Origin of the sequence: Streptococcus xiaochunlingii, assembly GCF_006385805.1 — a bacterium.
Lineage (GTDB): Bacteria > Bacillota > Bacilli > Lactobacillales > Streptococcaceae > Streptococcus > Streptococcus xiaochunlingii.
Window position 1 is genome coordinate 926,918 of sequence record NZ_VFSG01000001.1, and the last position, 21,297, is coordinate 948,214.

23 protein-coding genes and 1 pseudogene are annotated in these 21,297 nt (G+C 43.6%); 3 read left to right on the forward strand and 21 right to left on the reverse strand.

Annotated elements, in window-relative coordinates:
* Positions 1–98 precede the first annotated feature (98 nt).
* The 4 genes from frr to rplK all read right to left on the reverse strand — a co-directional run bounded on the left by frr (position 99) and on the right by rplK (position 2,799).
* Positions 99–656, reverse strand: a complete 558-nt coding sequence (gene frr, locus FJR71_RS04750; protein ID WP_048689643.1) for a ribosome recycling factor — start codon at positions 654–656, stop codon at positions 99–101.
* 18 nt (positions 657–674) lie between these two features.
* Positions 675–1,406 (reverse strand): UMP kinase, encoded by a 732-nt coding sequence (gene pyrH, locus FJR71_RS04755; RefSeq protein ID WP_006595852.1) that lies wholly within the window; start codon positions 1,404–1,406, stop codon positions 675–677.
* Between the two features lie 180 nt (positions 1,407–1,586).
* Positions 1,587–2,276 (reverse strand): 50S ribosomal protein L1, encoded by a 690-nt coding sequence (rplA, locus tag FJR71_RS04760; RefSeq protein ID WP_006595851.1) that lies wholly within the window; start codon positions 2,274–2,276, stop codon positions 1,587–1,589.
* A 97-nt stretch (positions 2,277–2,373) separates the two neighbouring features.
* Positions 2,374–2,799, reverse strand: a complete 426-nt coding sequence (rplK, locus tag FJR71_RS04765) for a 50S ribosomal protein L11 (RefSeq protein ID WP_006595850.1) — start codon at positions 2,797–2,799, stop codon at positions 2,374–2,376.
* Between the two features lie 160 nt (positions 2,800–2,959).
* On the opposite strand from rplK, the gene FJR71_RS04770 reads away from it, so the two are divergent.
* Complete coding sequence (locus tag FJR71_RS04770) at positions 2,960–3,304, forward strand: DUF3397 family protein (protein ID WP_048689649.1); 345 nt, start codon at positions 2,960–2,962, stop codon at positions 3,302–3,304.
* Between the two features lie 60 nt (positions 3,305–3,364).
* Here FJR71_RS04770 and FJR71_RS04775 read toward each other — a convergent pair whose 3' ends face one another.
* The 5 genes and pseudogenes from FJR71_RS04775 to FJR71_RS04795 form a co-directional block, all read right to left on the reverse strand.
* Entirely contained in the window at positions 3,365–5,710 is a 2,346-nt protein-coding gene (locus FJR71_RS04775; RefSeq protein WP_048689652.1) for an HAD-IC family P-type ATPase, read from the reverse strand.
* 84 nt (positions 5,711–5,794) lie between these two features.
* The gene (gene gloA2 / locus FJR71_RS04780; protein ID WP_048689655.1) at positions 5,795–6,181 is read right to left on the reverse strand and encodes an SMU1112c/YaeR family gloxylase I-like metalloprotein; all 387 of its coding nucleotides are present in this window, start codon (positions 6,179–6,181) and stop codon (positions 5,795–5,797) included.
* A 101-nt stretch (positions 6,182–6,282) separates the two neighbouring features.
* Positions 6,283–8,637 (reverse strand): DNA translocase FtsK, encoded by a 2,355-nt coding sequence (locus tag FJR71_RS04785; protein WP_061564228.1) that lies wholly within the window; start codon positions 8,635–8,637, stop codon positions 6,283–6,285.
* 102 nt (positions 8,638–8,739) lie between these two features.
* Positions 8,740–9,294, reverse strand: a pseudogene (locus FJR71_RS10215) (hypothetical protein).
* Between the two features lie 66 nt (positions 9,295–9,360).
* Complete coding sequence (locus FJR71_RS04795) at positions 9,361–10,125, reverse strand: hypothetical protein (protein ID WP_061564229.1); 765 nt, start codon at positions 10,123–10,125, stop codon at positions 9,361–9,363.
* A 193-nt stretch (positions 10,126–10,318) separates the two neighbouring features.
* Between FJR71_RS04795 and FJR71_RS04800 the strand changes: the two genes are divergently transcribed.
* Positions 10,319–11,143, forward strand: a complete 825-nt coding sequence (locus FJR71_RS04800; RefSeq protein ID WP_048689668.1) for a peptidylprolyl isomerase — start codon at positions 10,319–10,321, stop codon at positions 11,141–11,143.
* Between the two features lie 33 nt (positions 11,144–11,176).
* On the opposite strand, the gene FJR71_RS04805 is transcribed toward FJR71_RS04800, so the two are convergent.
* From FJR71_RS04805 to tmk, 8 genes are all read right to left on the reverse strand, one after another.
* Positions 11,177–12,718, reverse strand: coding sequence for an ABC-F family ATP-binding cassette domain-containing protein (locus FJR71_RS04805; RefSeq protein WP_048689672.1), 1,542 nt, complete (start codon positions 12,716–12,718; stop codon positions 11,177–11,179).
* An 84-nt stretch (positions 12,719–12,802) separates the two neighbouring features.
* A complete protein-coding gene (locus FJR71_RS04810) occupies positions 12,803–13,156 on the reverse strand; it encodes an arsenate reductase family protein (protein WP_048689675.1) in 354 nt (117 codons plus the stop codon).
* Positions 13,157–13,165: 9 nt separating this feature from the next.
* Complete coding sequence (locus tag FJR71_RS04815) at positions 13,166–13,654, reverse strand: methylated-DNA--[protein]-cysteine S-methyltransferase (RefSeq protein ID WP_048689678.1); 489 nt, start codon at positions 13,652–13,654, stop codon at positions 13,166–13,168.
* Entirely contained in the window at positions 13,647–14,219 is a 573-nt protein-coding gene (locus FJR71_RS04820) for a GNAT family N-acetyltransferase (protein ID WP_048689681.1), read from the reverse strand. Before FJR71_RS04820 ends, FJR71_RS04815 begins: the two co-directional genes overlap by 8 nt.
* A gap of 10 nt (positions 14,220–14,229) precedes the next feature.
* Positions 14,230–15,093, reverse strand: coding sequence for a 16S rRNA (cytidine(1402)-2'-O)-methyltransferase (gene rsmI, locus FJR71_RS04825; RefSeq protein WP_048689684.1), 864 nt, complete (start codon positions 15,091–15,093; stop codon positions 14,230–14,232).
* A 2-nt stretch (positions 15,094–15,095) separates the two neighbouring features.
* Positions 15,096–15,416 carry a DNA replication initiation control protein YabA gene (gene yabA, locus FJR71_RS04830; protein ID WP_023024026.1) on the reverse strand — a complete coding sequence of 107 codons (321 nt, stop codon included), beginning with the start codon at positions 15,414–15,416 and terminating at the stop codon, positions 15,096–15,098.
* 4 nt (positions 15,417–15,420) lie between these two features.
* Positions 15,421–16,320 carry a DNA polymerase III subunit delta' gene (locus tag FJR71_RS04835; protein ID WP_140814230.1) on the reverse strand — a complete coding sequence of 300 codons (900 nt, stop codon included), beginning with the start codon at positions 16,318–16,320 and terminating at the stop codon, positions 15,421–15,423.
* Positions 16,317–16,955 (reverse strand): dTMP kinase, encoded by a 639-nt coding sequence (gene tmk / locus FJR71_RS04840; RefSeq protein WP_140814231.1) that lies wholly within the window; start codon positions 16,953–16,955, stop codon positions 16,317–16,319. Before tmk ends, FJR71_RS04835 begins: the two co-directional genes overlap by 4 nt.
* 172 nt (positions 16,956–17,127) lie before the next feature.
* On the opposite strand from tmk, the gene FJR71_RS04845 reads away from it, so the two are divergent.
* On the forward strand, positions 17,128–18,015 hold the full coding sequence (locus tag FJR71_RS04845; RefSeq protein ID WP_140814232.1) for a YitT family protein: 888 nt from the start codon (positions 17,128–17,130) through the stop codon (positions 18,013–18,015).
* A gap of 39 nt (positions 18,016–18,054) precedes the next feature.
* On the opposite strand, the gene FJR71_RS04850 is transcribed toward FJR71_RS04845, so the two are convergent.
* From FJR71_RS04850 to FJR71_RS04865, 4 genes are all read right to left on the reverse strand, one after another.
* Positions 18,055–18,711: a CBS domain-containing protein gene (locus tag FJR71_RS04850; protein WP_140814233.1), complete on the reverse strand. Its 657-nt coding sequence runs from the start codon at positions 18,709–18,711 to the stop codon at positions 18,055–18,057.
* Between the two features lie 164 nt (positions 18,712–18,875).
* Complete coding sequence (locus tag FJR71_RS04855; RefSeq protein WP_003005434.1) at positions 18,876–19,586, reverse strand: ABC transporter ATP-binding protein; 711 nt, start codon at positions 19,584–19,586, stop codon at positions 18,876–18,878.
* Entirely contained in the window at positions 19,586–20,350 is a 765-nt protein-coding gene (locus FJR71_RS04860; RefSeq protein WP_048689704.1) for an ABC transporter ATP-binding protein, read from the reverse strand. Before FJR71_RS04860 ends, FJR71_RS04855 begins: the two co-directional genes overlap by 1 nt.
* A complete protein-coding gene (locus tag FJR71_RS04865; RefSeq protein ID WP_048689708.1) occupies positions 20,350–21,297 on the reverse strand; it encodes a branched-chain amino acid ABC transporter permease in 948 nt (315 codons plus the stop codon). Before FJR71_RS04865 ends, FJR71_RS04860 begins: the two co-directional genes overlap by 1 nt.

Genomic DNA, 21,297 nt, shown 5'->3' on the forward strand with positions numbered 1-21,297 from the left:
TCTTTCTGGCTAAAGCTCATCAATAGCCCCTTAATGGAAATAAAACTCAGCCAGCAGTGCCAACTGAGTTCATTTCCTCTGTAAACTGCTGGAAATGATTAAACTTCAAGCAATTCTTTTTCTTTGTGTGCTGTCATTTCATCAACATGTTTCACAGCATCATCGGTTACTTTTTGGATCTCTTTCTCAAGATTCTTCAATTCATCTTCAGTGATTTCTTTAGCTTTTTCTTGCTTCTTCGCTTCATCCATCGCATCACGACGAATGTTACGGATCGCTACTTTAGCATTTTCACCGACTTTTTTCACTTCTTTGGCCAAGTCACGACGAGTTTCTTCTGTCAAAGCTGGGATGACCAAACGGATAACCGAACCATCGTTGGCTGGAGTAATGCCAAGATCAGAAGCATTCAAAGCGTGCTCGATATCTTTCAATGAAGACTTGTCAAAAGGTGTGATCAACATCACACGAGCTTCTGGAATGGTAATCGATGCGATTTGATTCAATGGAGTATCAACTCCGTAATATTGAACATAAATACGATCCAAGAGACTTGCATTTGCACGGCCTGCACGGATACTTCCAAATTCACGTCCCAAACTTTGGTGAGACTGAGTCATTCTTTCTTTAGCTTTTTCTACGATTGGATTTGCCATTTTATTCCTCTAACTTCCTTATTTTTCTACATTATTAGAAACAGTAGTACCGATATTTTCTCCAAAGACAACGCGTTTGATGTTCCCTGGCTCATTCATGTTGAAAACGACTAAGTCAATATCATTGTCCATTGAGATGGTCGATGCTGTCGAATCCATGATACGAAGGCCTTTATTGATGACATCACGGTGAGTTAATTCTTCAAACTTCACAGCTGTCTTGTCTTTCTTTGGATCAGCATTATAAACGCCGTCAACACCATTCTTAGCCATCAAGATTGCGTCTGCTTCAATTTCAGCGGCACGAAGAGCAGCCGTTGTATCCGTTGAGAAGTATGGAGAACCAATGCCTGCACCAAAGATAACAATACGCTCTTTTTCCAAGTGACGAAGGGCACGGCCGCGGATATAAGGCTCAGCGACTTGTTGCATGGCAATCGCTGTTTGGACACGCGTATCTACTCCAACCTGTTGAAGAGAATCCGCCATCACCAAGGCATTCATAACTGTTCCAAGCATTCCAGTGTAATCTGCTTGAACGCGATCCATACCTGCTTCCGCCGCAGGTTCTCCACGCCAGAGATTTCCTCCACCGATAACGAGAGCAATTTCAATTCCAAGGTCATGAACTTCTTTGATTTCAAGGGCCATCTTTTGAACCGTTTTGATATCAATTCCGACACCACGCTCACCAGCTAATGCTTCACCTGATAACTTAATTAAAATACGTTTATACTTAGGTTCTACCATTTTGTCACTCCTTCTTTAATCTGTATTATTTTACCACAAAAAGCGTTTTTTATATAGTGATATTTATCAAAAATATTTTAAACCTTCCAACTTCAATTCCCTGCCAGAAGTTAGATATATTTTTAGAATTAAGTGAAAGAATAGTCAAAAAAGCTACCCGAAGGTAGCTTTGATTTCTAATTAAAGTGAGTTAACATCCACTTTGATACCAGGACCTTGAGTTGTAGTCAAAGTCAAGCTAGTTACATAAGTACCTTTAGCTGTAGCTGGTTTTGCTTTTTGGATAACATCGTTGAAAGCTTTGAAGTTTTCAACCAATTTGTCAGCGTCAAATGACACTTTACCGATGATCGCTTGTACGATACCTGCACGGTCAGCACGGTAAGTGATTTTACCACCTTTAGACTCTTCAACTGCTTTAGCAACATCCATTGTTACAGTACCAGTTTTAGGGTTTGGCATCAAGTTACGTGGTCCAAGGACACGTCCAAGACGTCCAACAAGAGCCATCATGTCAGGTGTAGCGATAACAACGTCGAAGTCCAACCAACCATCGTTGATTTTCGCAACAAGGTCATCTTCACCTACGAAGTCTGCACCAGCAGCTTTTGCTTCTTCAGCTTTTGCACCACGTGCAAATACAAGAACGCGAGCAGTTTTACCAGTTCCGTTTGGCAATACCATTGCACCACGGATTTGTTGGTCAGCTTTTTTCACGTCGATGTTCAAGTTGTAAGCAACTTCTACAGTTGCGTCAAATTTTGCAAAGTTAGTTTCTTTTGCAAGAGCTACAGCTTCTTCTACGCTGTATGCTTTTGTGCTGTCGATTTTTTCAAGTGCAGCACGAAGTTGTTTGCTTTTTTTAGCCATTTTATCTTTCTCCTTGTAATGTGGTCATATCGATTTTCATCTCCCACGTCACTCGTCTCATGATCAAGTGTATTGCGGGCAAATAGGATTGTTACAATTAGTCAGTAACAGTGAATCCCATAGAACGAGCAGTACCTTCGATCATACGCATTGCAGACTCAATGTTTGCAGCGTTCAAATCTGGCATCTTAGTTTCAGCAATTTCTTGTACTTGCGCACGAGTAACTGTTGCAACTTTCGTTTTGTTAGGTGTACCTGATCCTTTTTCAACACCTGCAGCTTTTTTCAAAAGAACAGCAGCTGGTGGTGTTTTTGTAACGAAATCAAATGATTTATCTTCATAAACAGTGATCACAACTGGGATAATCATTCCAGCTTGGTCAGCTGTACGAGCGTTAAACTCTTTAGTGAATCCCATGATGTTGATACCTGCTTGACCAAGTGCTGGTCCAACCGGTGGAGCTGGAGTAGCTTTACCAGCAGGGATTTGCAATTTTACAAGTTTTTCGACTTTTTTAGCCATTTCTTAAATCCTCCTTTGTGGTTTTGGCGGTAATTACAGATTTTTACCTCCCACAAGTATGCTCTGCGCATACCTTTCTATTATACACTATTTTCTTCCGAATGCAAGAAAAAATTTCATTTCCATCACACTTTTTTTACTTTTGTGATAAAATGGAGGTATGTTAATAAAAGTTGCTTCCCTTGTATTTATTTTTTTGACCCTGATTCTCAGTGGGATTATTATTCGAGTCTTTAAACTGCATCGATATGGCTGGAATTTTGCCGATCTAGCTTTTCCTCTGTTCGCGCTTGAATACTATTTAATTTCAGATGCGGCTTACTATCATAATTTGTTGCCGCAATTATTATTGGCCTTGTCCCTCTTAGCTATCGGCTTGACTATCTATTTCTTGAAAAAGAGACATAGCTTTTACTATCCGAAATTTTTTAAGTACTTTTGGCGCGCAGGTTTTCTCATTACCTTCTTCCTATACCTCATTATGACGATTAGTCTCTTTATCTGATTTTAATAATAAAATAACGGTATTAACTAGATCCAAGATGGTTTAGCTAATACCGTTTTTCTATTTGTTTCTGGACTTATGCAGATGGGTCACCAAGGTATATACAAGACGATTCATCACCCATAAGACTCCTTCCATGACTAGTCCTAGGACAAGGGTCAAGATCCAGCCAGTCAGATGAAGCTGACTGAGATTAAAAATGGAAGAAAATACAAAGACCGACAGACAAAATCCTGCTACATTTAGAAGGATAATGCCCAATTTTACATGATTAAAGGGAAGGCTGAGTTGGTATACTTTTGTAAAGCCAATCAAAGCTAGCAGGTAAATCGAGATGGTCGAAATATCTCCCTGACTTAATCCAAGGAAAGGACCCAGAACCACAAGAAAAAGGACCGATATGAGATTGGTCAAGGCAGCTGGAAGAGCCTGCTCTATCACGGTTTCAATAAAGTCTCCTTCTATCCGGGCACGATTCTTCTCCAGGGCTAGTAAGAAACCGGGGATTCCAATGGTAAATCCACTGATCAAGGACATTTGAGAAGCCTGAATGGGATAAGTGAAAGCAAAGAGAATAGCCAAGATAGCCAATAATATTGAAAAGATATTCTTGACCAAAAAGAGACTCGCTGAACGTTGAATATTGTTGACCACTCGGCGACCTTCATCCACAATCGACGGCATGTGGGAGAAGTCTGAGTCTAAAAGCACAACCTGAGCTACCTTTTTGGTCGCATCGTGTCCCGTATTCATGGCAATACTACAATCAGCTTTTTTCATAGCGAGGATATCATTGACCCCATCTCCTGTCATTCCAACCTTATGACCATCCGCCTGCAAGCTCTCTACGAGGATTTGTTTTTGCTCTGGACTAACTCGTCCAAAGACTGTGTAGGACCGTGCTGCATCTACTACCTCCTCATATGTCTTAAGCTGACTCGCATCGACCACTTGATCTGCATCAGGAATACCTGCTTTCTGAGCAACGGCAGCAACTGTCACAGGATGATCCCCTGAGATAACTTTGATGGTCACCCCTTGTTTTTTGAAATAGGCGAAAGTTTCAGGGGCAGTCGATCGTATAGGATTCTCCAAGACCAAGGCTAGAAGGGGAAGGACTGGAGCTTCTAATACTTCCGTCAACTGCTCCCCCTGGTAATGCCCCAAAATAAGGACACGCGCTCCTCGTTCGATCTCTCGCTGCCAGACTTCTTGGTAAGCATCGAGATCATCTCTGAGCAAAACATCCGGTGCTCCTAATAGGTAGATCCCTTGTTGGAACTGAAGTCCCCCGAATTTCTTCTTAGATGAAAAAGGAAGACGGTCTTGGACGGTCCAAACTTCACTTGTTTGGACTGAGTGATACTGCCGAATGGCCGTGATGGTATCATTCTGATCCTCACTGGCCTGAAGATAGTGACTTAATATTTCTTTGCCTTCTTTTTCATCTAGTGCCAAGGGGAGGAGATCACTCACCTGCATCCTGTGTTCGGTAATGGTTCCCGTCTTGTCTAAACAAAGGACGTCGATACGAGATAGGGTTTCAATTCCCTTCATACTGTTGAGTAAGACCTTTTGAAGGGCTAAGCGGGTTGCTCCAAGCACCAAGGCCAGGGTCATTAAGAGGTAGAGTCCTTCTGGGATCATCCCAATGATGGCACCAACCATAGAGGTGATGCTAACTTTGAGGGAGTCTTGATTTCCTAGATAGCTCTGCAAGAACAAGAGCAAGCCAATCGGGATGAGAATCATTCCGATCATTCGGACGAGACCATCCACCGCATGAACCATTTCGGATTCTTCGTGTCCCTTGACTTTCTTAGCAGATAGACTCAGCTGATTAATATAAGACGCATCTCCTACTTGTTCTAAGACGGCAACTGCTTGACCAGAGATGACAAAACTTCCTGACATGAGTTTCTGATTCTCACCTATAGGGATTTCATCTGCTTCACCTGTTAATTGAGACTCATCGACCATGATCGAGCCATCCAGAACCTTGGCATCCGCATAGATTTGATCCCCTGCTTGGAACAAGACGACATCCCCCTCTACCACCTGGTCGACAGGAAGATCCAGCCGTTCTCCTTCTCGAATCACTCGAGCTTTCTCCACTTGAAGGAGGCGCATCTTATTCAAAATCCGCCGAGACCGCAATTCTTGAACAATCCCAATCAAGGAGTTAACGACCACAATGGGAACAAATAACATATTGTTCCAAGACCGTACTAGTATCAATAAGATAGCTAGAATACCAAAAACCAGGTTGAAATAGGTAAAGACATTTGAATAAATAATCTCTCTGGTCGACTTTTCTGCCGTGATGGTTACTCGATTTTGTTTTCCTTCTCTGATTCTGCTTTGGACTTGCTCATTCGTTAGCCCGCTATATCGCTTCTCTTCCATATTTTCTTCTTTCTTTTTTCTGTATCTAGTTTAGCAAAAAGAATGTCTTCTGGCTTGGGACTAGAGACCGAAGATTGTGTAGACCTATTCGTGAAGTTCAAGAGGCAAGCCATCGGGATCAAAGAAGAAGGCCATTTTGCGCCCATCAAAATCATCCACCCGTAGTTCTGTATGAGGGATTCCTAATTGGTCAAACTCTGCTAGACAGGCTTGGACATCTTCCACTTTAAAAGCCAGATGACGGAGACCGGTATGCTCTGGATGAGGGAGAAAGGGTCTCTTGGGGGCATCTGGTTTGATAAATATTTCCAAGGTCAGGTTTCCTTTTCGAATATTAAAGAGAATATCCTGCTTTTCTGGTCGATGGTGTTCGTCTAAAGGTTCAAAGCCTAACTTATCTACATAAAATTCTCTGGTTTTATCATAATCGTGGCCAATAATGGCAATGTGGTGAATGGTATCGAGATGCATCTACTGTCCTTTTCTTTTTTATCGTAAACAAAACCTGCCCCTTGTACAGGCAGGTTTTTGCTATTGTCAAATATCTCATTCCTTCTTCATTTAAAGAAAGATTAATTGGTCTGTAAGACCTTTCTTGGCTTGGTTCCTTCAGCTGGTCCGATGACACCCGCTGCTTCCAAGTCTTCCATGAGGCGAGTGGCCCGGTTAAAACCAACCGATAAGCGACGCTGAATCATCGAAGCACTGGCTTTTTGAGTTTCAATCACGAGCGCCTTTGCCTCTTCAAAGAGAGGATCGCCTTCGTCTGAGCCACCCATACCTCCATCAAAGTCTGACTCAGATACTTCACCTGGATCAAAGGCATCATCATAATCCGCTTCAGCTTGCTCTTTGACGAAGTTAACAATCCGCTCCACATCGTCATCTGAGATAAAGGAGCCTTGCAGACGGATTGGATGATTTTCATCGATCGGTTTAAAGAGCATGTCTCCACGACCAAGCAGTTTCTCCGCTCCATTTTCATCCAAGATGGTCCGTGAGTCGGTCCCGGATGATACCGCAAAAGCGACACGAGAAGGCACATTGGCCTTGATCAAACCTGAGATAACGTCAACCGATGGCCGCTGGGTTGCCAAGATCATGTGGATCCCTGCTGCACGCGCCTTCTGTCCCAGACGAATAATGGCATCTTCCACTTCTTTACTTGCGACCATCATCAAGTCTGCCAACTCATCGACAATGACCACAATCAATGGAAGGGGCACTTGCTTCATCTCAGACTGGACATTGTACTCAGCCACCTTGGCATTAAAGCCAGCAATATTGCGAGCTCCCACTTTTGAGAAGAGCTCATAGCGATTTTCCATCTCATCGACAACCTTTTGTAGGGCCCGACTGGCCTTGCGTGGGTTGGTCACCACTGGGATCAAAAGGTGGGGAATATCATTGTAGACAGAAAGCTCCACCATCTTTGGATCGACCATCATAAATTTGACTTCGTCCGGACGGGCCTTCATCAAGATACTCGAAATAATGCCATTGACCGCTACCGACTTACCAGAACCGGTCGAACCCGCTACCAAGAGGTGGGGCATCCGAGCCAAATCAAAGGTCCGAGCTGAGCCATCTACAGCCTTCCCAAGAGGAATCTCAAGGAGTTTGGTAGGATCAGTTTTGGACTGTTCCCACAATTCACGGAAAGAAACGGTCGCAATCTCTGAGTTGGGCACCTCAATCCCGACCAGAGACTTCCCTGGAATCGGTGCTTCAATCCGCACATCCTTGGCTGCTAGGGCCAAGGCCAAATCATCTGCTAGGTTGGAGATGCGGTTGACCCGCACACCGACAGCCGGTTTTACTTCATACTTAGTAACAGAGGGGCCGATTTCCGCCCGCTCCACTGTCGCCTTGATATTGAAACTTGCAAAGGTCTCTTCCAAAATGCGAATATTCTGACGAACGATATTTTTCTCTTTGGATTGATTTTTCGGCTTGTCAGGTGCGAAGAGATCAATGGTTGGAAGTTTGTATTGAAGGAGTTCCTTAGGCGTGAAGTCTACAGTGACTTCTTCATCCATATCCTCCTCTTCTGCGACTTCCTCCATCTCCTCTGGGTAGTCCTCCGACCATTCTTCCGAATAGCCTTCCTCTTCATTTGGTAGATAAATTTGAGGGTAGGCCTCCTCTGCAGGCGCTTCTGTTTCGATCACAGGTTCCATGACCTCGCCTGTCTCAAGATCTACAGGATAGCTTTCTATACTCATGGGACTAGCTTCTGCAAGTTGCTCGATGCGGGCAGCCTCCTCTGCTTCTGCTTGAAGGGCCTTCTTCTCTTCACGCTCGACAAAGCGCTCTTGGCGACGAATTTCTCGTTTTTCCATAAAGGAGTGAAAAGCTGCGACAGCTTGCTCATACAAGTCATAAACCGAATAAGAACTCATCAAGAGAAGTCCTAATACGATCAAGAGTCCTCCAATGAAATAAGTCCCGATGTTCGAGAGCAAGAAGGCAATCGGCGTGTACAAGATAGCACCCAGTAAACCACCTCCTGCAAAAGAAGAGACGCGAAGGTGCACGAGGTCCCCTAAGATACGTGAGAAGGTTGGCCCGAAAGAAGAGCCGTCAAGTTTCAAGAGGGAGACAAAGTAAGCTTGATAGATCAGTAGCAAGCCTGCAAAAAGACTTAAAAAGCCAGACAAGGTCCCCTCATGCTTCTCAATCCATTTGAAAAAGAAGAGGTAGACAATAACAGCCGTCATCGCTACGTAAGCCAGACTACCTACCAAGAGACGGATAAGGTTGTAGGTCACTAAGCCTAAGGCTCCTAATCGTAAAAAGGCGAAAATGAAGACGAGAGTTAAGACAATCGTCATAATCATTCGGCGAATTGCTTTTTTTCTTTCTATTTCTGCTTTAGACAGTCGTCTTGTCGACCGTGTTTTTTTTGATTGATTATTGTTTGCCATAACCTTAATTATACCACATTTCTAGACTAGTTCTCTAGTAAAATCCTTTTCTCTCATCTGCGAAAGCAACAACAAAAAACAGCACCTCACAGGTACTGTTACTTATAGATTTTTCTTTGGGTGGCGGTCGACGATAACTTGATGCTCTTTCAACGCTTGTTTTCCTTTTTCCGTCAACTGATAGCCCCGAACTGTGAACTCTTGTGCCAACTCTTCTTCGGTAAAGTGATCCGCCAAAGCTTGGTTCAAATCGGCTGCTTTCATTTTGGACAAGCCCGCGACTCCCTTCTTTTTGAGAATGGCTTTTTTCATGGTCGCATTGATATGGTCCAGCGAATCAAAAGCGGATTCGATAACTGCATACCCCTTATCTACCAAAGCCTTCAAATGTTCCGGCGCATGAATCCCATAAGTATATTCGAAGTACTTAGGAAACCAAGTCTCCGTCGTAAATGTTCCAAAATGGATCCGCTACAAGAGAATGATATCCCCCGCAAGCAAGCCATCTTGGAGCAACTCCATATTTCGTTTAGAAACAGGCTTTGGATCCAACAACCAAGCTTCCAAGTCTCTCTCAAGCGAAATATAAGGTTTCACCTCGTAATCTGCATAAAATTTTTCTAGTATATCTGAAATAGTTGTCATCTGTTTCTCCATTTTAATCCTATCTCTCTTTACCTATTTATACCTTCATTTGGAAAAATTCTGTTTTGATTGGAGGATTTATAGATAATTCCCCTCATCCTTCAAGTATTGTTGCGCCTTTCGAACGATATAGAGCGACTCATCTTCTGAAACCAACTTGCGAAAGAGCTCTTCCGCTCTAGACTTATCGCCTTTAAGAGTAGCATTCAAGGCTTGGTAGTAGATCATTTCCAACTGCTGGTACTTGAAATCATTACATAAATCTTCGAAATAGTCATTGCTTTGGTGGGCAATGGTTAAATCATAAAGAGCGAGACAGACCTTTTTAGTTTTCTCAGCTAGTGTAGGGTCTGTAATGGTCAAACCATTTAGCCTAGCCTCCAGCTCTTCTCTAGACAAATCAGTATCTGTCAGCACGATCGAACGAATAAGATAACTCTCAAAAAAGTTCTTATATTTCTGCGGTAGTTCCTTCTGGCTGAGTGCTTCCCTAGCTTCTTTTATGACAGTATCGAAATCTCCCATCATAAAAGAATAGGCAACCGATGTCAGCTTCATATCTATCTGTAAAATGGGCTTTTTCACATTCTTGTTCAACTGAAGGTATTGCTGCCAAAAAGCTAAATCTAAGTCTACATGCAGCAAGGTGTTGCACTTTTTGGTGTAGCTCTTCTTGAGCCATTGGATGAATAAAAACAAGCCTGCAAGGACCAATAAGAGGCCAGCAGTCTGAAGAAGAGTATCTCTGACCACGAACCCCACGCAAATAATCAAAAGCATTGCCAAGACGCCTGCAGATCTAATATAGAGTCTATAGTTTTTACGTAGAGTTTTATAATCCATCATTTAGCCTCCTTTCCATGATTTGTTTTATTTTAGGAATTCGTTCATTTTCCAACAAAACGACTTACCTCCCATCATACCTCATTTTTCATAGGCCCGCAAGCTGAATATCGCCTCATTCCAAGGCTAGATTTGAATCAAATGGAAAATTAAGGTACAATAGAGGATAGACTAATGTGTTGAAAGGATTAATATGAAAAAATTAATTGCCCTACTTGTATTTTCCGGTTTAGCTTTGGCAGGATGTGGCTCTAATCAATCAGATACAAAGACATCCTCTAGCTCGGCTTCAGAAACTAAGCAAACAACTACTTCTAGCGTAGATGCTAGTGAACAAAAGAAATTAGATCAGCTTCGTAAGGATATCCAAGATGCGATGACCAATGAAAATGCGGTCTTTCCTCAGCTCTCCAACGAAGTTGCTGAAGATGAAGCTGTCGTGAAAATCACGACCAACAAAGGGGACATTACCGTTAAGCTCTTTCCGAAATACGCACCTTTAGCCGTTGAGAATTTCTTAACTCACGCTAAGGAAGGCTATTATAATGGTCTCCTCTTCCACCGCGTGATTAATAACTTTATGGTCCAAACAGGAGATCCTAAAGGAGATGGTACAGGTGGTGAGTCCATTTGGAAAGGAAAAGATACCTCTAAAGATTCAGGAGCAGGCTTTGAAAATGAATACTCCCCTTACCTCTACAATCTTCGTGGTGCTTTAGCTATGGCCAATTCTGGACCAAATACAAATGGTAGCCAATTCTATATTAACCAAAATAAAGAAGACTGGTCCAGCAAGCTTCCAACTGAGCGCTTCCCTGCTAAAATCATCGAAGCCTATAAGAATGGTGGGAACCCTACCCTTGATGGTGGGAACTACACTGTCTTTGGACAAGTCATCGACGGCATGGATGTAGTCGACAAAATCGCCGAAGTTGAAACGGACGACAAAGACAAACCAAAAGAAGATGTCAAAATTGAAAAAATGGAAATCGTAAAAGACTACGATTTCAAGAAATAAGCAAAAGAGAACCAAGCGGTTCTCTTTTTGTGTTTACGTCAATTCATTAAAGTCCCAGATTTGGTCCATCCAACCTTCATAGAAATCTGGCTCGTGGCAAACCATGAGGATCGATCCCTTGTACTCTTTAAGGGCCCGTTTCAATTCATCTTTGGCATCCACATCCAAGTGGTTGGTCGGCTCATCTAGTACCAAGACATTGTTTTCACGGTTCATCAAGAGACAGAAGCGTACCTTGGCTTGCTCCCCACCGGATAGTACCTGAATTTGGCTCTCGATATGCTTGGTCGTCAAGCCACAGCGAGCAAGGGCAGCACGAACCTCTGCTTGATTGAGAGCTGGAAAGGCATTCCAGACTGCTTCCAGCGGTGTCTGACGATTGCCCCCTTCGACCTCTTGCTCGAAATAGCCAAGCTCTAGGTAATCTCCCCGCTCTACTTCTCCAGCAATCGGTGGGATGATTCCTAGCAAGCTCTTCAAGAGAGTGGTTTTCCCGATCCCGTTGGCCCCGATGATGGCTACCTTTTGATTGCGTTCAAAGGTTAGGTTCAAAGGCTTGGTCAAAGGACGATCATACCCGATTTGAAGGTCCTTGGCTTGGAAAATGAAGCGTCCAGGAGTTCGGGCATTTTTAAATTCAAAGGATGGTTTTGGTTTCTCACTTTGCAACTCAATGAGTTCCATCTTGTCAAGCTTCTTCTGACGAGACATGGCCATATTCCGTGTAGCCACACGCGCCTTATTACGCGCTACGAAATCTTTCAAATCAGCAATCTCTTTTTGCTGGCGCTCATAAGCCGCTTCCAATTGCGATTTCTTCATTTCATAGACTTCAAGGAATTGGTAGTAATCTCCTGAATAGCGGGTCAACTGTTGATTTTCCACATGGTAGACGATGTTGATTACATCATTCAAGAAAGGAATATCGTGGGAAATGAGGACAAAGGCATTTTCATAGTTCTGCAAGTAACGTTTGAGCCAATCGATATGCTCCGCATCCAAGTAGTTGGTTGGCTCGTCCAAGAGAAGGATATCTGGTTTTTCAAGGAGCAATTTAGCCAAAAGGACCTTGGTCCGCTGCCCACCTGAAAGGGCCGTTACATCTGTCTCCATGCCAAAGTCCATGACCCCAAGAGCCCGCGCCACTTCATCTATCTTGGCATCCAAGGTATAGAAATCCCGACTCTCTAACCGATCCTGGAGCTCTCCGACTTCTTCCATGAGAGCATCCATATCCGCTCCATCTTCAGCCATTTCCATATAGAGGTCATTGATGCGAGCCTCTGCTTTAAAGAGCTCGTCGAAAGCTGTCCGCAAAACATCGCGCACCGTTTGCCCTTCTTTTAGGACAGCATGCTGGTCAAGATAGCCAGCGGTCACATACTTAGACCACTCAACCTTCCCTTCGTCGGGTTGCATCTTGCCGGTCACGATGCTCATGAAGGTGGATTTCCCTTCACCATTGGCTCCAACCAAACCGATATGCTCTCCCTTTAACAAGCGGAAGGACACATCCTCAAAAATAGCCCGGTCTCCAAAGCCGTGGCTTAAATTTTTCACCTCTAAAATACTCATGATTGACTCTCTTTCATTGATTTCACTCGTATGATTATATCATCTTCAAGACAGAATTAAAAGGGAGTCCAACTCCCTTTTTTCTTACAAACCTAAGTCCGCATATGGCTTCCGGTAGCCTACTTGAACAACTTTTCCATCCTTCACTAAGAGAGGGCGTTTGATCAGCATGCCATCGCTAGCTAAAAGGTCTGCCGCTTCTTCTACCGAAAGCTGATCCACCTTGTCTTTCAAGCCCAATTCCCGATACTTCATCCCACTGGTGTTAAAGAATGATTTGATTGGTAGGGAAGACTCCTTGATCCAGGTTTGTAGTTGCTCACTGGTCGGTGTGTCTACCACGATGTCTTGGCTATCAAACTCACAGCCTAAGCTCGTTAATTCCGATTTCGCCTTGCGACAGGTCGAACATTTTGGGTATTCAATAAATGATAACATTTTTTCTCCTTATTCTTTCCAAGATATGGCCTCATGTTGCAACAGCCAACGCTTGCGATCTAGTCCAGCAGCATAGCCTGTCAACTTTTTCTCCGTCCCCAGCACCCGGTGACAAGGGATGAGGAGGATCAAGGGATTCCGACCTACTGCTTGACCGATGGCTTGGGCCGATCCACAAGACAAGGCCCGGGCAATCTCTCCATAAGTCTGACTTTCCCCATAGGGAATCTGAGCTAGATAGGCCCAAACTCTTTGTTGAAAGTCTGTCCCTTGAGGAGACAGGGGAAAGGGCATGGAAGGATTTTCCCCTAAAAAGTACTGATCCAGCCATTCAAAGACAGCCTCATGAAGTGGCTGACAAGCTGCTTCGATATGCTCAAGCCCCTGCTCACAATTGGCTTGGTCACAAAACCAGATCCCAACTAGGCTTTCCTCATCCACCACAATAGATAGAGGTCCCAAGGGACTCTGATAGAGTTGCCGATAGAACCTAGTCATTTTGAGACTGTTCTGCACGGTAGTCCCAACGATCATCTTCGCTAATCACTTGGAAGAGGCTGGTTTCTGCCTTTCGTTTGATCTTCTGATAAGCGAGACGAACCCCATCAATTGGCACTTTTCCACAGTAATGGAAGCCTAACTTCTCTAAAAGATGTTGCATAACCTTGTTGTCAGGATGGGTATCACAGCGGAAATCTGGGCCCTTTTCTCCTTCGATCAAGCCTTGAAGGAAGGTTTGGGCTACGCCTCGTCCAGCAGCTTCTTTGGCAACAGCGATCCGGTGAAAACTGATATAGAGATAGTTATCATGTTCCCATTTTCCGTCATAAATGTCATTATAAGCTGCTTCATTTCCCTTGTAGAGAGCGGCATAAGCTACGACTTCTTGATTCTCTACAGCTACATAACCACGGCTTTCTAGGATATCCTCAAAAATGATTTCTTGATCCGGATAACCATCCTGCCATTGGTCCACTCCAGCTGCAGCTAAGCTGTCCTTGCCATCTTGAATGATTTCCATAATCCGATTGATTTCATTGGGATAGGCCATTCTAATTTCCATCAGACTCTCCTTATTCTTCCTCTTGGTGGTATCGGGCATAGAGATCACTCTTTTGCTGCCCGAATTGTTTGGCAACCTGTTTGATTGCCTGGTTCTTTTTCATGCCAGACTGGACCAGAAGATCAATCTCTTGGATCAGATCCACTTCTTCTAGATCTAGCTCCTGTTCACTGGCTCCCTCTACAATCAGAAGGCACTCTCCTTTAAGGGGATTTTCCTCCAGATAGTCCACTAACTCTGCGATGGTCCCTCGCGTGTATTCTTCATAGATCTTGGTCAGTTCTCGGACCAGCACAACTGGACGGTCTCCATATACTGCCAGCATATTTTCAAGGGTCGCACGAACTCGGTGCGGAGACTCATAAAAGATCTGAGTCTCAGGATAGGCTAGCTTTTCCTGGAAAAAGGCCTTTTGCTGCCCTTCCTTGCGTGGAAGAAAGCCATAAAAGATATGGGGCTGGGGTGCCAAGCCACTGGCAATTAGGCCGGTAATGCCGGCGCTCGGGCCAGGAACTGCCACAACAGGGATTTCTCGTTCAATAGCCGCCTTGACCAGGTCGTGACCTGGATCCGAAATACTGGGCAGTCCTGCATCCGATACCTGGGCCAGGTCCTTTCCAGACTCTAAATGAGCTAGCAAATCAGGGATTTTCTCCATGGCATTGTGCTCATGGAAGCTAGTTTGTGGTGTCGCAATCTCAAAATGCTTGAGCAAGAGTCCTGTATTGCGTGTATCTTCTGCTGCTATCAGATCCACCTCTTTTAGAGTTTGGATCATGCGGTAGCTCATGTCATCCCGATTGCCAATTGGGGTTGGCACTAAAAATAGAGTCCCTGTCGCTTTATCCCCTTTAAAACTTCGTTGAATCTGCATATTTACTCCCTAAATAACAATTCATCACAGAAAATACACTCTTCATCATTTTCACGACGTTGACCATAGGAGTCTGTACAAACATGAAATCCATCATTGTAAATTCTTTGTAAATTTTCACGACCATTGCGATGGAATTTAGGGGAGCTGGTTTTCTCCACTTCTCCTAAGCGCTCTCTTAATTTATCATTTTCAAGACGCAGAGCTGTATTTTCCTCGACAATGAGTTTGAGATTTTTCTTAATGGCTTCAACCTCTGCTAATGTAACCAGCAATTCCTGGGAGAAGCCATCCAAAGCATCAAATAATTCTTTTTTATTCATCTCTTTACCTTCTATTTTTCAACTGTAGGACCATATACTCGAGAGCATTTTGAAAACTCACATTCCGTTCCCACATCTGTTTGGCCAAGACCAATTTTTCTAGATAGTCTCTTCCTAAGGACTGACCGATGGAGCGTGCAAAGAGCAATTCCATCAAGCGAAAGGCTTGGGCCTGCTTTTCTTTATCATCCGTCTCTTGGACCAAGCGAGAGACCAGCAAGTAGACATGCGGATCTGCTTTTAGACAAGCTGTGACGAAACGCTCACACTCCCTCGCCAGATCGAAAAAGGATGTATTCTGGGCGAGACTTTGGGCCTCATGAAAACCTTGGCTAAAGTTGGCTAACAGATCTGCTTGTTGAAGCAACAAACCTTCCTGAAGGAGATACTCTTTTAGGAAATCTTGGTTTTTCGGGAAATGAACCTGCTGCGCCCGACTTTTAATAGTCGGGAGAACCAACTGCTCATCTGCTGTCAGCAGAAAGATATGTACTTCACTCTGAGGTTCTTCAATCACTTTTAGGAGAGAATTGGCCGCATTGACGTGCATCCGGTCTGCATCGCAAATGATAAAGACTTGCTTAGATCCTTCATAGCCCGACTGGGAAAAATTCTGAATCAAGTCTCGGATCCGATCTGTCTTAATGATGTGATTGACCGGTCGTACAACTGTTACATCTGAGAATTCATCCTCTTCAATCAATCGACAAGCCCGACAAGTCCCACAGGGCCAAACACCCTTCTTATCCGTACAAAAAAGACTTTGGGACAAGAGCTGGGCCATCTCAAAACTGCCAAAATCTCCTGTAAAGAGATAGGCGTGGCTCAAGCGGTCTTGTTCTAAAATAGCTTGGAAGCGATCTACTAACTGAGGTTGAAGTTTTTGCACTTGTTCTAACTTCATTCACTGATCTCCAAGACTTCTTTGAGTAGCAGCCAAGTATCCTCGACCACCTTGTCAAAACTTTGACTGGCATCAATTTTCACCACACGTTGCGGTTCTTTTTCGAGGATGGCTAGATAGCCTTGGCGGACTTTCTGATGAAGACTGAGACCTTCTAAATCCAAGCGATTGACTTCGCGACTAGCACTCTTAGCAATTCGAGCCAATCCTTCTTCTACATCAATGTCAAAATAGAAGGTCCGGTTTGGCTTAAGACCATCAGTCGCAAACTGGTTTAACCATTCAATATCCGCTACTGCTAAGCCACGACCAAAACCTTGATAAGCTACCGAACTGTCGATAAACCGGTCCATAATGACTAGCTTCCCTGCTTCCAAGGCTGGAAGGACACGTTCAGCCAAGTGTTGGCGACGACTGGCGATATAAAGAAGCAATTCTGTCTTAGGATCCATTTCCGTATGGGATGGATCAAGAATGACTTCGCGTATTTTTTCTGCTATGCCTACGCCACCTGGTTCCCGCGTGGTAATATAGGCAATTCCTGCCTTTTCCAAGCGTGGTAACAAGGCTTCTAAAACGGAGGATTTCCCTGCGCCTTCTGGGCCTTCAATTGAAATTAATGTTCCCTGTTTCATTCTCTTGTCTTAACTTTCTATACTCTTTTCTCTAACATGCATCACTTCTTTTTATTTTACCAAAAATAGGGGTAAAAATCCTGTCCGAATCCGTGAAAATTGATGAAAATTATTTCCTATTTTTCATTTTTTTTGGTAAAATGAATGATGAAAAACGATTAGGAGAACGAGCATGTTTAAGGCAAAAAATATTCTGGCCATTATTTTTGGGGCTGGCATTTTTTCTTTTGGAATCTTCTTTCTAGTAATTCCATTTCACTTTTATGAGGGAGGGGCTACAGGGATTACCCTAATCACCTACTACCTCTTTAAAATTCCCGTTTCGGTCATGAACTTGGCTATCAATATCCCCCTCTTTTTCCTAGCCTGGAAATTACTGGGCCTCCGCTCTCTCTACCTGAGCTTGATAGGGACCTTCTCTGTTTCTTCTTGGATGGCTGTCTTCGAGATGATTCCTGGGAGTCATCATCTCCAGAATGCGATTTACACTGCTTTAGATGGGGATATCCTCCTAGCCTGTATCGGATCAGGTGTTATCCTTGGAACTGGACTGGGGATTATCTTCAACGCTGGAGGAACAACAGGTGGAACCGATATTGTCGCGCGTATCTTTAACAAGTACACGACACTTTCTATGGGACGCCTGATGTTAATTGTAGATGCCATCGTCTTGACAACTGTTTTGATTGTCTTTAAGGACTTCCGAATTGCGGCCTATACCCTCCTCTTTATCCTGATTGACACCGTCGTCATTGATATCGTTGGCGAAGGAGGTTTTGCAGGAAAAGGATTCCTCGTGGTTACTTCCAAACCGGATGAAATTGCTAAACAAATCACGACTGATTTGGGTCGAGGGGTCACATTCATGAACGGTATGGGCTATTATAGCCAACAAGAAATGAAGATCGTCTACTGCGTCGTCTCTCGGAACGAAATGAAACAAATGAAAGATTTGATTAATAAAATTGATCCATTCGCCTTCATTACCATTACAGAAGCCCACGAAATACTGGGAGAAGGATTTACCTTGGATACCAACAAGCAACCCATTGCTCGCTAAGACAAATAAAGAGCCTGAGAGATTCTCAGGCTCTTTATTTTAGAAGGCTTTTGCAGATGTGCGACTAATTTCGTCCACACGGATACCATTTTCTTCAAACTTCTTCTTGATGGCTTCAGTATCGGTAATCCCATCAATCTGAACTTCGATGACGACATGATCATCTTTGGTTGGGATATTGACTGTATTGGCAATATTGTATCCTTCTTCTACAATTAAATGAATGATTTGCTCTAGGACCCCAACCTTGTCTTCTGTCACGAAGCTAACCCGCACTCCTTCTTCTCCATAACCGGATACTTCAAGGAAGGCACGGAAAATATCACGGTCTGTAATCACACCAGAAACTTGATCATTGTCCACGACTGGAAGAATGCCAACCTTGTTCTTATACATGAGGTAGGTCGCGTCTTCTAGGCTAGCAAATTTCGAGACAGTGATCACGTCACGAAGCATGACGTCCTTAACTTTGGTTTTGTTGAGTAGGTAATTCATTTCAAAAATGGAAAGACTGGTCGCTTTTGATGGACTAGCTTCTGCAATGGTACCTTCTGTCACCAAGCCGACCAATTTGTCATTTTCAATAACTGGCAAACGGTGCAAACCTTGTTCCCGCATCAAATCTGCCGCATGAGCAATTGTTGTATCTGGACTAATATACACTACTTTACGGGTCATAAAATCTTTAACAGCCATAATCATTCTCCTATGCTTTTCTTAGTTTTATTATACTTGATTTTTAGAATGATTTCAAACGCTTTCAGCAGTTTTCTCTTGTTTTCAAAATTTAGAAAAATCAAACAAGAGATGAAAAAAGAAAGGCCTTTAGGACCTTTCCTTTCAAACAAACTTTAAAAATCTTATCCACCAAGGTAGGCCTTGCGGACTTCTTCTGAGGCTAAGAGTTCTTTTCCTGTTCCGGTAAGAACGACTTTCCCTGTTTCGAGAACATAACCGCGGTCTGCGATGGCAAGGGCCTTGTTGGCATTTTGTTCAATCAAGAGAACAGTTGTTCCTTGTTTTTGGATATCTTGGATGATATCAAAGATTTCTTGGATAAAGATTGGGGCCAATCCCATAGAAGGTTCATCCAGGAGCAAAAGTTTTGGCGTCGACATGAGGGCACGACCCATTGCAAGCATTTGTTGCTCCCCACCAGATAGGGTGGCTGCATCTTGGTTCTTCCGTTCTTCCAAACGTGGGAAACGGGAGAAGACCTTCTTCAAGTTAGCTTGGTTTTCTTCTCGGTCTTTCTTCAAGAAAGCTCCCATTTCCAAGTTTTCCATAACGGTCAAGCCTGGAAAGACGTGGCGACCTTCTGGAACTTGAGAGAGTCCTGCTGCTACAATCTTTTGAGCTGGAACCTTTTGAATCTCCTGACCCAAAAACTCAATTTTCCCAGCACTTGGACGCACCAAACCTGAAATGGTACGAAGAATAGATGTTTTCCCAGCACCGTTAGCACCGATAAGAGAAACAACTTCTCCTTCATTTACCTCGAAACTGACATCACGGACAGCCTGGATCATGCCATAGTGTACAGAAAGATTTTCAACTTTTAACATAGACATTAGGCTTCACCTCCTAGATAGGCTTCGATTACGCGTTTGTTATTCTTGATTTCATCTGGCGTACCATGGGCAATCAAGCGGCCATATTCCAATACATAAATCCGTTCTGTTACTTCCATGACCAAGCTCATATCGTGCTCGATCAGCATGATCGTAATATTAAATTCTTTTTGAATGCGACGGATCAATTGGGTCAATTCTGCTGTTTCTTGAGGGTTCATCCCTGCAGCAGGTTCATCCAAGAAGAGGATTTTTGGCTCTGTCGCAAGGGCACGAACGATCTCCAAGTGACGTTGTTGTCCGTAAGCCAAGTTTTTAGCCAAAGTATCTGCTTCTTTTTCCAAACCGAAAATGGCTAACAATTCAAGGGCTTTTGCTTTCAAAGCTTCTTCATTCTTGTAATAGCTTGGCAAGCGGAAAAGACTCGCAAAGACATGTGGTTTGTGGTGGTTGGCAAAGGCAATCAAGACATTGTCCAAAACGCTCAAATCTTTAAAGAGACGAATATTTTGGAAAGTCCGTCCCAGACCACCTGCAGCGATTTTATAAGGTGCTTTACCATTTAATAGGTGACCGTCTAAGGTAATGGTCCCTTCACTTGGTTCATACACTCCTGTTAGGAGGTTGAAGAGGGTTGTTTTACCGGCACCGTTGGGCCCGATCAACCCAACCAATTCCCCTTCATTGAGTTCCATGGTCACATCCCCAACGGCTGTCAAACCACCAAAGTTTTTTGTTAAATTTTTTACTTCAAGAAGTGCCATTAGTTAGCCTCCTTTTTTGAGAGTAGTTTTTTCAAGCTGAATTCCCATGTTCCAAGAAGACCACCTGGACGGAAGATCATCACGAGAATCAAAGCCAATGAGTAAATGATCATACGTACACTTGAGAAGTCTTGAAGCACCATGTTCAAGATCCCCAAGACGATAGCTGCCACAACTGTTCCTGACATTGATCCCAAACCACCAAACACGACAATGATCAAGACATTAATAGTATTGGTGAAAGAATAATCTTTCGGAACGACAGATCCAATGAAACCTGCTTGGAGAGATCCTGCAATCGCTGCTGTGATCGCACCGAAAACAAAGGCGATGACTTTAACTTTGGTCGTATTGATCCCAACAGATTCTGCTGCGATTTCATCTTCACGAACAGAGAGGGTAGAACGTCCAATTGGACTGCGTAAGAAGTTGATGGTAAAGATGGTTGTAATCACGACAAAAAGGTAAACCAATTGCCAGGTTGTAAAGGCTGGCAAACCAAGGATCCCAGCGGCACCATTGGTGAGAGTACCACCATTGACGATCAAGATCCGGATGATTTCAGAAACCCCCAGTGTCGCAATCGCGAGGTAGTCCCCTTTCAAACGAAGGGTTGGAACCCCAACGATCAAGGCAACGAGACCTGCGATCAAAGCCCCTAAAACCATCGCACCAAAGAAAGCCCCGTAGGTTGGTGATTTAGAACCGAGAATGGCTGCAGAATAGGCACCAATCGCCATAAATCCGGCATGACCGAGTGAGAATTGACCTGAGAAACCAACAATGAGGTTCAAGCCAACTGCAAGGATAATATTAATTCCGATTTGTTCTAAAATTTGGATATAGAAGAGGTTGAGCACACCCGCTGCAACCAAGACTTGGATCAAGGCAAAACCTGCGACCAAAAGACCAAGCCAGACTAAATTCACTTTTAAATTTTGTTTCAT